The sequence below is a fragment of the Collinsella aerofaciens genome, from assembly GCF_005844325.1.
Taxonomy (GTDB): Bacteria; Actinomycetota; Coriobacteriia; order Coriobacteriales; family Coriobacteriaceae; genus Collinsella; species Collinsella aerofaciens_G.
The window spans coordinates 3,437-14,462 of record NZ_SPFY01000039.1; the positions used below are offsets into that span (position 1 = coordinate 3,437).

Below are 11,026 nucleotides of genomic sequence, written 5' to 3' on the forward strand. Positions count from 1 at the left end.
AGCAGCCGTTTTTGGGTCCAGATGTTACAGATCGAGATGAAATGATCGGCAGCGCCCGTTTGTCTAAATCTGTAACAACTACTCGGCAAATAAGGGTCCATCTGTTACAGATCGAGATAAACAGAAGACACCCGAATCGATAATCTAAATCTGTAACACCAAGCCCACTTTTAACGGCCCAGATGTTACAGATCGAGACAGACTGAAAACCACCGCAAAGGGGCACCTTTGTGGTGGTCGCGTTCTCTACTCTTTTGACGAGCCCGTGCTTCCCGATTCGGCGTTCCAGGGCATCTCATCCTCGAATAGCCATGTACGAGCAGACCCACTATCGCGTGCAGCCTGCAGGTCGGGCAAGCAGGTCTGTTCATAGGCATCCTGAATGCACTGACCCATAAACTCGTTGAGCTCGGTCTGGTCGCCCTCCATGACATAGGCCACATCGCCGTCCATGATGTAGATGCCCGGACCCTCATTGCCCTCGTAACCCGGATCGTACGAGACATCACATAGCTTTGCGCCGTTCGCGGTATCCAGCTCGATGGAAGAGTGGCATCCGCCAACCATGTCGTTCGCTTTTGCCCGATAGGACGCATATCCGTACCAACGCTTAAAGGTTTTGCCTTTGAGCAGCTCGGTTGCTTTGCTGATTAGGCTCGCGTCCATGGTGTAGCGCATGGCCCCAAGCTGAATGCGCGGATAATTGCTAATGCCCAGCGCTGCCGGTTTCTCATCAAAATCAACAGTAATGGTCTCGGGTTTTTCGTCGCCGGTCAGAAGTTCGACTGATTGAGTCACAGGCTTAACCACCGGCTCCGTCACCGCAGCAGGCAGAAATGCCATACCGACAACGCCCACACCAACCACGGCGATCGCAAGCGCCAGAGCAATCAATCCAATACGGGCAGAGCGACTCACAGCAAAACACCTCGCAATGCAGATCTGCGTCATTTGCCCTAATGATACCGTCAGCTAACACTATCACCAAAAGAAGCCGCTCGCTCCCCACCACCACAAAGGAGACAGGCACCTTTGTGGTGGGTTTCGACGCTAACGGTCGACCATCTCACGCCATGAGATTAAACTTAATTTGTTATCTGAATTTATCTATTTCTATCTATCCTCAACAGCTTTTTGTTTCGGGGAGATCATATGAAGCCGTCTCATTCCACCGGTCGCAACGTCATCGCCATTCTCGCCGTACCCATCGTGATGCTCTTCCTTATCGTCATCACGCCCTTTTCTCTCGGTATCGCCTCGCCCTTCGATTTGTGCGGGATGGTCGACGCCGGCTCGCGTGCCACCTCGCTCTCCTTTATCTGCCGCGGCGTGTTTTACGAAGATAGAATTCCCACCGGATTTTGGCAGTCAAAGTTGCCACTGCTCAGTCAGATCGACGGATGCTCCCCCCATTTCTGCCTTGAACCTCAGGCGCTAAACTATCTGATCGACGACCAGCCACTCGACTCCATCACCCTCGCCTACGACTACGCACCAAACACCGATGAGCGCCACATGAACCAAGTCCTCGACAAGATGCTTGGACAGTGCGGGCTCACCGAGGAGGACGGTCGAACCATCTATAGCAACCAGAAATTAAAGCGAACAGAACTCCGCCGTGTCGGAAAAATCGAAGGGCGAAGTGGGGCCGCCTACTGGCAGGCCTGGGCAACACGCGACAAGAGCGAATTCGGACACAGCACCTATATGGTCACCGTCTACACCAAAGACGGAATTAAGGACAATGTTGACGATTTCGCGTCGTCCAAACTCGGCATCCCCAAAACAACCAAACCCGCCACCCCAGATGAAATCCTGTAGAGACATTCATTAAAATGCTGCCCAGCGATCACAATAACATCGAGCCCGCCCACCACCACCACAAAGGGGACAGGCACCTTTGTGGTGATTTTCGACTCCGGCGCTCATCTGTCTCGATCTGTAACATCTAGCGGCCGTTTTTGGGTCCAGATGTTACAGATCGAGATGAAATGATCGGCAGCGCCCGTTTGTCTAAATCTGTAACAACTACTCGGCAAATAAGGGTCCATCTGTTACAGATCGAGATAAACAGAAGACACCCGAATCGATAATCTAAATCTGCAACACCAAGCCCACTTTTAACGGCCCAGATGTTACAGATCGAGACAGACTGAAAACCACCGCAAAGGGGCACCTTTGTGGTGGTCGCGTTCTCTACTCTTTTGACGAGCCCGTGCTTCCCGATTCGGCGTTCCAGGGCATCTCATCCTCGAATAGCCATGTACGAGCAGACCCACTATCGCGTGCAGCCTGCAGGTCGGGCAGGCAGGTCTGGTCGTACGCGTCCATCACGCAACGATCCAAAAAATCGATCACCTGCTGCTGGTCGCCTTCAAGAATGTAGGTCACGCCGCCATCTTGGATATAGACGCCGTCCCCACCTCCGGCTTTTGCGTATTCCGGATTGTAGTTAACGGTGCGCATCAGTTTGCCATCAGATGAATACAACTTCAGCGTTGTATAGTAGCCACCGTTCACAGAACCACGTCGGCGCTCATAGGCATCCCAACCGTCCCAGCGTTTGAACGAACGCCCGTTTAGCAAGTCCAGCGCCTGTCGGGACAACTTCTCGTCCTTGGTATAGCGAGACGAGCCAAGTTCAATCATGGGGTAGTTGCTTATGCTTAGAATGCCCGGCGTTTCCTCGATATCGAGCGTTATCTCATCGGGCTTTGTAACGTCCGAAATCATTTGCCCGGGCATCGATGCAACAAGGGACGCCATCTCAACCGTCTGCTCAACCCCACTCGGCCCATAGAAGATAAGCGAGCCAAATAGGACCACGCCCGCAGCAGCGACGACGCAAGCCACCAACAGCAACAAAACAGAAGTGCAACGCTTCATCTTCAACTCCACAAACGAGAGTGTTTTGAGCTCACTTTAAAGCGCCAACTTCATACTGTCAATTCTAGATAGCATATGAACAAAGGCGCACTCCCCCATAGAGGAGAGTTGCAACCTCGATTTTAGCGCCCTCAAGACCCAACGAGCAGCACTTAACAAGTAGCCCCGGTTATACCTTTCTCTGACGCGACCCTCGCGAAGCGCGTGAGCGGCAGGGAAAGGTATAACCGGGGCGGACAAGTATGTGCGTTACTCGGCAGCGGCCTTGAACTTGTTGTAGTTGATCAGGCAGCCGGCCTTGACGATGGCACGCTCCTCTGCCGTCATATCGGCAATGTAGAGCTCAATCTGCTCGACCGCACCATCGGCGCGAACCACGTAAGCGGCGATGTCCTTCAGGTCGCCGTCGAGCGCGGCGCGGATACCCGGCACAAAGACGTAGTCGCCCACCTCAAAGCTGGGCTCGGCCTCCATCTGGAAGGGCACCATGCCCCAGTTCATCACGTTGGAGCGATAGCGCTTGGTGGCGTACTCGTGGACGATGTTGGCCAGGCCGCCAATTACGCGCTGGCAGCTCGCGGCCTGCTCGCGGGCAGAACCGTCACCGGGCTTCTTGGCATAGAGCATGGAGCCGTACTCAGTCGCCTTGGCATCGGCCGCGACACCCGCGCCGGTCAGCGCCTCAAACACGCTGGCAAGCTCGGCATCGAGTGCCACCAGGTCGCCCGCTGCCTCGCCGGCAATGCGGCGCTTTTCCACCGCGTCGACCTCCTTGGAGCGGCCCACGTAGGCAGGGTCGCGACGGCTGAGCGTAAACTCGGCCAGACCCAGCGGGTTGGAGCGGAAGGAGCTCGTCTCGCCCGAGGGAATGAGCTCGTCGGTCGTAGTGACCGGGTCCATGATCTTGGAGCACACCTTGAGCAGGATGTCGTCGCCGAGAGGCTCCATCGCGGGCCACGGCTTGATGTTGGGGCCCTCGACCAGCTCGTCGGCCGGCTCAGCCTTGCCAAAGCCCCAGTACACGCGCTTCTTGTACGGCGCGTCGTCAAAGGTGTACTCGCAGGCCTCGTCCCAAGTCTCCTCGGGCAGGTCGGTCGCCGGCGTCAGGACGCCGCCGTTGGCAGCCGTCGCCGCAATGGAGCGGGCGTCCATCAGGGCCACGGCGCTCAGCTGACCGTTGCCCGGCTTGGAACCCTCGCGATTGGGGAAGTTGCGCGTGGTGTGGCGGATCGAAAGGCCGTTGTTGGCAGGCGTGTCGCCGGCGCCGAAGCACGGGCCGCAGAATGCCGTGCGCACAATCGCGCCGGCCTCCATAAGGTCGTAGATGTAGCCGCGGCGTGTAAGCTCGAGTGCCACGGGCTGGCTCGTGGGATAGACCGACAGCGAAAACTCGCCGCAGCCGGTGTTAGCGCCCTTGAGCACGCGAGCAGCCTGGACCACGGAGTCGTAGTTGCCGCCCGAGCAGCCGGCGATAACGCCCTGCTGCACGTGCAGCTTGCCGTCGACGATCTTGTCGAGCAGGCTAAAGTGCGTCTTGCCCTCGCCGATCTTGGCGGCCTCGAGCTCCACCTCATGCAGGATGTCCTCGAGGTTCTCGTTGAGCTCGTCGATCTCAAAGCCGTTAGAAGGATGGAACGGCAACGCGATCATGGGCTTGATACTCGACAGATCGACTTCGACGCAGCCGTCGTAGTAGGCAACATCGGCGGGCTTGAGCTCGCGGTAGTCCTCGCCGCGACCGTGCATGGTCAAAAACGCGTGCGTGTCCTCGTCGGTAGCCCAAATGGAGGAGAGGCAGGTGGTCTCGGTGGTCATGACATCGACGCCGTTGCGGTAGTCGGTCGTCATGCTCGCGATGCCGGGGCCTACGAACTCCATGACCCTGTTCTTAACGTAACCCTTGGCAAAGACGGCGCGGATGATGGCGAGCGCCACATCGTGTGGGCCAACGCCGGGGCGCGGGGCGCCCGTGAGGTAGATGGCAACGACGCCGGGATAGGCAACGTCGTAGGTGTCGCGCAGCAGCTGCTTTGCCAGCTCGCCACCGCCCTCGCCCACGGCCATGGTGCCCAGAGCGCCGTAGCGGGTGTGCGAGTCGGAGCCCAGGATCATCTTGCCACAGCCGGCGAAGTTCTCACGCATAAAGGAGTGGATGACGGCGATGTGCGGCGGGACGAAGATGCCGCCGTACTTCTTGGCCGCGGAAAGGCCAAAGACGTGGTCGTCCTCATTGATGGTGCCTCCCACGGCGCACAGCGAGTTATGGCAGTTGGTGAGCACGTAGGGCAGCGGGAACTGCTCCATGCCCGAGGCGCGCGCCGTCTGGATGATGCCAACGAAGGTGATGTCGTGGCTCGCCATGGCGTCAAAGCGAATCTTGAGTGCCTCGGGGTCACCCGACGTGTTATGTGCCTGGAGGATCGAATACGCGATGGTGCCGCGCTTGGCATCCTCGGGCGTCTGCGTAATACCGCGCTCGGCAGCCTCGGCCGCAGGCACAACCTCGCTGCCGCCGCGCAGGTAGATGCCGTCCTCGTACAGCTTGACCATACTGTCTCCCACTCTGCCCAAAAGATTTGGGCGCATAGCATACATTCGTTCAATATCGTGCCATAGAACAGTTGCGAGTGGGTTACGAATCTACACGTTCACTTTATCTCAGTAAAGCAAAGGACGAGCCCAGTGTGGGCCGGCAGATCTGGTGCAAGAGCGTCCCTTTCGACTAGTCATTTAAGAACGTCCCCAATGACTACCCCAGCAACGCCGATGTTTTGGCAACGCCAGCGAAAGCCCGCCAGAGCGAGCAAGGTGCCTTGAAACAAGGCGGCATTGATCTTTTGATCATGCCGCCGAAGTTGAAAGGCAGATTGCCGCTCTGGCGGGCTTGCAGCGTCGACCGGTCCGCCGTTCGTTAGAACGGCGGAACCAAAGGCGCAGCGTCGAGCCGTTACGCCGTTCGGCAGAACGGCGTAACCTACAGATCCCCGCCGGCACCCAGCAGCTTGCGCATGACCTGTTCGGGGTTAACCGAGCCGTCGCGCGGGGCCAGGGCGGTGATCTTCTTCTGCATCTTGTACTCGTGCAGCTCGTCCTCGAGCTGGCGCACGCGGGCGCGGAGCTTTTCGTTCTCGCGCTCGCGCTCCTCGGCACGCTCCTTCATATCGAGGATGCGCACCACGCCGGCAAGGTTGATGCCCTCGTCGGTCAGCTGGTTGATGAGCTCCAGGCGCTCGATATCGGCACGCGAATACAGACGCGTGTTGCCGCCCGAGCGCTGGGGGTTCACCAGGCCCTTGGACTCGTAGACGCGCAGAGTCTGCGGATGCATGCCGGTCAACTCGGCCGCCACGCTGATCATGTACAGCGGTTTATTCCTATTGTCCTCGGCCATGCTACCTGACCCCTTTCCGTCTCGTTATCGTCCATCATAAGCCCGCGGGCGCGGGTGTGCGCCACGACCGCCCTAGTACGTCGCCTTGTAACGGTTGACCTTCTCGCGATAATCGCGCGTGTCGGCCTCGCGCAGCTTGGTCATAGCATCGCGCTCGTCATCGGACAGGTTCGTGGGGACCTGTACCTTGATTTCGACGAGCAGCGCGCCTGTGCGGCCACGGTGCTTAACGTCGGGCGCACCCATCTCCTTAAAGCGGAACTTCTTGCCCGTCTGGGTGCCAGCGGGCACCTTCAGACGAACCGTCGCGCCGCCGGGCGTGGGCACATCAACCGTGCAGCCGAGCGCCGCCTCGTAGACCGAGATCGGCACCTCCATGGTCACATCGGCACCCTTGCGCTTAAACAGCGGGTGCTCCTCCACATGCGTGGTCACGACCAGGTCGCCGCGCTCGCCGCCGGCAACGCCATACTCGCCGCGACGCTTGTAGCGTAGCTTGCCGCCGTCGACCGCGCCCGCGGGCACCGAGACCGTAATGGTCTGCTGCTCGCCTGTCGAGGGAATGCGATAGGTGACCTTGTGCGTCACGCCGCGAAACGCGTCCTCGGCCGTCACATCGACGGTCAGCGACAGGTCGCCGCCCTTGCGAGCACGGCTGCGACCCGCGCCGGCACCGGCAGCGCCCGCAGCCCCGGCAAAGCCCGAGCCCCAATCGCTGCCCCAGGCGCCGTTGCCGCTAAAGATGCTGTCGAAGATGTCGCCCCAGCCGCTGGCACCCGCGCCGGCACCGTAGCCGCTGCCATACGCGCCGCCCGCGCCCGGCATGCCGCCAAACATGAGCATCTGGTCGTACTCTTTGCGCTTCTTCTCGTCCGAAAGCGTCTCGTAGGCCTCGCTGATCTCCTTGAACTTGGCCTCGTCGCCGCCGGCATCGGGGTGATATTTTTGCGCGAGCTTGCGAAACGCGCTCTTGATCTCTTTGTCGGAGGCGCTCTTGGATACGCCCAGGATGTCATAGAAGGTTTTGCCTGCAGCCATCGTAGCTCCTCTCCTGTTTCATCCGCCGCCCAGCGGGCGGCGGCTCATGCTTTCATATGGCACTAGGCCAGAAAGGGCCCCGGGTGTTGCCCCGGGGCCCTTCTCAATTACTCCTCGGTGCTCTCGGCCGTATCGGCCGCAGCATCCTCGGGCGCCGCGTCGGGCTCCGGTGCGGGGCGCTTCTCGCCACCGTAGGTCACCGTCACCATCGCGGAACGCAGGATGCGGTCCGCCATGCGGTAGCCCTTCTGGTACACGTCGTTGACGGTCTCGTCGTACTGCGACGCGTCCTCGACGCGACCCACGGCCTGGTGCTCGAGCGGATCGAACGCCTCGCCCTTGGGGTCGATGGGCTCAACGCCCTCGTGCGCAAACACATCGAGCAGCTTGGCATGCACCGCGTCGACGCCGTCGACGAACTGCTTAAAGTCGTCGGCAAGCTCCTGGCTGCGGGCATGGTCGATCGCACGCTCGATATCGTCGACCACCGGCAGCAGCGCGGTGACGAGCTTCTCGGTCGCGCGCTCGCGCTCGGCGATACGCTCATTGGCGGTGCGGCGACGGAAGTTCTCCCAGTCGGCCTGAAGACGGGCGGTACGCTCAGTGGCGTCCTTTGCCTTGTCCTCGGCGGCCTTCTGAGCCTCTGCCGCAGCATCGAGCTCATTGCGCACGTCGGCGAGCTCCTTTTGGGCCTGCTCGAACTTGAGCTTAAAGTCGTTGTCGGCGGCTTCCTCACCGGCGCGGATAGCGGCTTCCACCATCTCGTCCTCGGTCATCGTCGCCTCCTTGTTGGAATCCTCTACCTGGTTCTCGGCAGCCTCGGCGGCCGGGGCCTCGTTGGCCTCGGTATCGTCGACGGCCTCTACGGGAATCTTCACGTCCTTCTCCTCAGAGTCAACGGGGGCGGCGCCAGCGGCGGCCGCCTCCGTGCGAGCTTTACGGGCGGACATGATTACTTGTCCTCGTCGTCCACAACCTCGTAGTCGGCGTCGACGACGTCATCGTCGGCAGGCTGGGCGCCGGCGGCACCGTCGGTCTGCTGCTGAGCGTCGGCGTAGACAACCTGGGCCAGCTCGTAGGCCACGGACTGCAGGGACTCGCCGGCGGCCTTGATGGCCTCGACGTCAGAGCCCTCGAGCGCCTTCTTGGCGTCGGCGATAGCGGCCTCGGCCTTGGACTTCACGTCGGCGGAAACCTTGTCACCGAGCTCGTTGAGGGTCTGCTCGGTGGAGTAGCACAGGCTGTCGGTCTGGTTGCGGACCTCGACCTCTTCCTTCTGCTTCTTGTCCTCCTCGGCATGAGCCTCGGCGTCCTTGACCATACGATCGACTTCGTCGTCGGACAGAGCGGTGGAGCCGGAAATGGTGATCTGCTGCTCCTTGCCGGTGCCCTTGTCCTTAGCGGAGACCTTGACGATGCCGTTGGCGTCGATGTCGAAAGTGACCTCGATCTGCGGCACGCCGCGGCGGGCAGCCGGGATGCCGGTCAGCTGGAACTTACCGAGCGACTTGTTGTCGCGGGCAAGCTCGCGCTCGCCCTGGAGCACGTTGATCTCGACGCTGGTCTGGTTGTCGGCAGCGGTGGAGTAGACCTCGGTCTTGGAGGTCGGGATCGTGGTGTTGCGGTCGATCATCTTGGTCATGATGCCGCCCATGGTCTCGACGCCCAGCGACAGCGGGGTAACGTCGAGCAGCAGGATGCCCTCGACGTCGCCGGTGAGCACGCCGCCCTGGACGGCAGCACCGTCGGCAACGACCTCGTCGGGGTTCACGGACATGTTGGGCTGCTTGCCGGTCATGGTCTTGACGAGCTCCTGGACAGCGGGCATACGGGTGGAGCCGCCGACGAGGATGACCTCGGTCAGATCGGAGAGCTTAAGCTTGGCGTCGCGCAGGGCGTTGGTGACAGGCTGCTTGCAGCGCTCGAGCAGGTCGCGGGTGATCTTCTCGAACTCGGCGCGGGTCAGCGTGTAGTTGAGGTGCAGCGGGCCGGACTGGTTCATGGTAATGAACGGCAGGTTGATGGTGGTCTGCTGGGCGGCGGAGAGCTCCTTCTTGGCGTTCTCGGCGGCCTCCTTCAGACGCTGCAGGGCCATGGGGTCCTGACGCAGGTCGACACCGTTCTCCTGCTGGAACTTATCGGCCATCCAGTCGATGACGCGCTGATCCCAGTCGTCGCCGCCCAGGTGGTTATCGCCCGAGGTGGACAGAACCTCAAACACGCCGTCGGCGAGGTCGAGGATGGAGACGTCGAAGGTACCGCCGCCCAGGTCGAAGACCAGGATGCGCTGGTCGGTGCCCTGCTTGTCCAGGCCATAGGCAAGAGCAGCAGCGGTCGGCTCGTTGACGATACGCTTGACGTTGAGGCCGGCGATCTTACCGGCGTCCTTGGTGGCCTGACGCTGGGCGTCGTTGAAGTAGGCCGGGACGGTGATGACGGCGTCGGTGACAGTCTCGCCCAGATACTTCTCGGCGTCGGCCTTCATCTTGGCGAGCGTCATGGCGCTCACCTGCTCGGCGGTGTAATCCTTGCCCTCGATGTCGACGACGGCACGGCCGCCCTGGCCCTCCTTGACCTCGTACGGCACGGTCTTGATCTCAGAGGTGCACTCGGAGTACTTGCGGCCCATGAAGCGCTTGATGGAGAACACGGTGTTCTTGGGGTTGGTGACAGCCTGGTTCTTAGCGGCCTTACCCACGACGCGGTCGCCGTCGGCACGGAAGCCCACGACGGACGGGGTGGTGCGGTCGCCCTCGGCGTTCACGATAATGGTCGGAGAACCGCCCTCGAGAACGGCCATTGCGGAGTTAGTAGTACCAAGGTCGATACCAAGAATCTTGCCCATTAGAAATTCCCTCTCTCTTGTGCGTTTGCACCGACTCGGCGGTCTGTCGAGCGGTGTTTCGGCTTGTCTTTCAGGATGTAGTGTATCCCCTTATGGGCCGGAATATACAAAATCTAAGTCAATTCATATAAGATTTCTTATTGCTGAGAGTTTAGGTTCGCAAATGCGCAGGTAGACGCACTGTTTGAGTTCTAGGCAAATCTATCGAGATCTATGTAGAGATGACTGAGGTTTGGGTCCGAGGGTGCCTGGGGCTGCCTTGCGGAAAGCTTGTCCCAGTTTTCGGCAAAATAACGGGATGCCCTTTCCGCAGGCGCGCTCAATAGCTCAATATTTCAAGTCACCTTTAGCTAACATTTGCGCAGCTCAACGGCCCCACCTGCGTGTTTTTTAGTAAGCCGCGGCATACTCGGCGAACGGTATGAAGATGCCGGTCAGAGGGTATTGCAAACGGTCGCTCCCGTGGTATGTTTTTGCCCGAATCAAACCGGCGCGCATCGTCTGTAGCGTCGGTCAACAGAGAGGAAACTACCATGGCTCATCCCGTAATTGATGCCGACGAGTGCATCGCTTGTGGCGTTTGCGTCGACTCCTGCCCCGCTGGCGTTCTGGAGCTCCAGGACGTCGCTACCGTCGCCGACGAGGACTCCTGCGTCGCCTGTGGCGCTTGCCAGGACGCTTGCCCCGCTGGCGCGATCACCGAGATCGTCGAGGAGTAACAACTCCCCACTTGCACACTCAAAAGTACACCGTGCACAAAAAGGAGGCCTCCGCATCGCCGCGGAGGCCTCCTTTTGCATATGTGGGCAGTGGCTTATAGGACAAAATGTGTGTCCACGTTGGGGGCATCGGCGCAGGTCGATGCC

9 protein-coding genes are annotated in these 11,026 nt (G+C 60.2%); 2 read left to right on the forward strand and 7 right to left on the reverse strand.

The genetic code is table 11. From position 1 onward, the window contains the following. Nucleotides 1–246: 246 nt before the first annotated feature. Nucleotides 247–918 carry a hypothetical protein gene (locus tag FGQ61_RS09100; protein ID WP_138375309.1) on the reverse strand — a complete coding sequence of 224 codons (672 nt, stop codon included), beginning with the start codon at nt 916–918 and terminating at the stop codon, nt 247–249. Between the two features lie 234 nt (nt 919–1,152). Between FGQ61_RS09100 and FGQ61_RS09105 the strand changes: the two genes are divergently transcribed. After that, nucleotides 1,153–1,821: a hypothetical protein gene (locus FGQ61_RS09105; protein ID WP_138375310.1), complete on the forward strand. Its 669-nt coding sequence runs from the start codon at nt 1,153–1,155 to the stop codon at nt 1,819–1,821. Between the two features lie 375 nt (nt 1,822–2,196). Here the strand turns inward: FGQ61_RS09105 and FGQ61_RS09110 are convergent, their stop codons facing one another. The 6 genes from FGQ61_RS09110 to dnaK all read right to left on the reverse strand — a co-directional run bounded on the left by FGQ61_RS09110 (nt 2,197) and on the right by dnaK (nt 10,160). Next, nucleotides 2,197–2,886, reverse strand: coding sequence for a hypothetical protein (locus FGQ61_RS09110; protein WP_138375311.1), 690 nt, complete (start codon nt 2,884–2,886; stop codon nt 2,197–2,199). 249 nt (nt 2,887–3,135) lie between these two features. After that, nucleotides 3,136–5,436, reverse strand: a complete 2,301-nt coding sequence (locus tag FGQ61_RS09115; protein WP_138375312.1) for a hydratase — start codon at nt 5,434–5,436, stop codon at nt 3,136–3,138. A 424-nt stretch (nt 5,437–5,860) separates the two neighbouring features. Further along, nucleotides 5,861–6,277, reverse strand: coding sequence for a heat shock protein transcriptional repressor HspR (locus FGQ61_RS09120; RefSeq protein ID WP_006235210.1), 417 nt, complete (start codon nt 6,275–6,277; stop codon nt 5,861–5,863). A 72-nt stretch (nt 6,278–6,349) separates the two neighbouring features. Then, nucleotides 6,350–7,315, reverse strand: coding sequence for a DnaJ C-terminal domain-containing protein (locus FGQ61_RS09125; protein WP_138375313.1), 966 nt, complete (start codon nt 7,313–7,315; stop codon nt 6,350–6,352). Between the two features lie 107 nt (nt 7,316–7,422). Beyond that, nucleotides 7,423–8,265, reverse strand: a complete 843-nt coding sequence (locus FGQ61_RS09130) for a nucleotide exchange factor GrpE (RefSeq protein ID WP_138375314.1) — start codon at nt 8,263–8,265, stop codon at nt 7,423–7,425. A 2-nt stretch (nt 8,266–8,267) separates the two neighbouring features. Beyond that, nucleotides 8,268–10,160 carry a molecular chaperone DnaK gene (gene dnaK, locus FGQ61_RS09135; protein ID WP_006235214.1) on the reverse strand — a complete coding sequence of 631 codons (1,893 nt, stop codon included), beginning with the start codon at nt 10,158–10,160 and terminating at the stop codon, nt 8,268–8,270. A 533-nt stretch (nt 10,161–10,693) separates the two neighbouring features. On the opposite strand from dnaK, the gene FGQ61_RS09140 reads away from it, so the two are divergent. Continuing rightward, nucleotides 10,694–10,879: a DUF362 domain-containing protein gene (locus tag FGQ61_RS09140; RefSeq protein ID WP_006235216.1), complete on the forward strand. Its 186-nt coding sequence runs from the start codon at nt 10,694–10,696 to the stop codon at nt 10,877–10,879. The last annotated feature ends 147 nt before the right edge of the window (nt 10,880–11,026 follow it).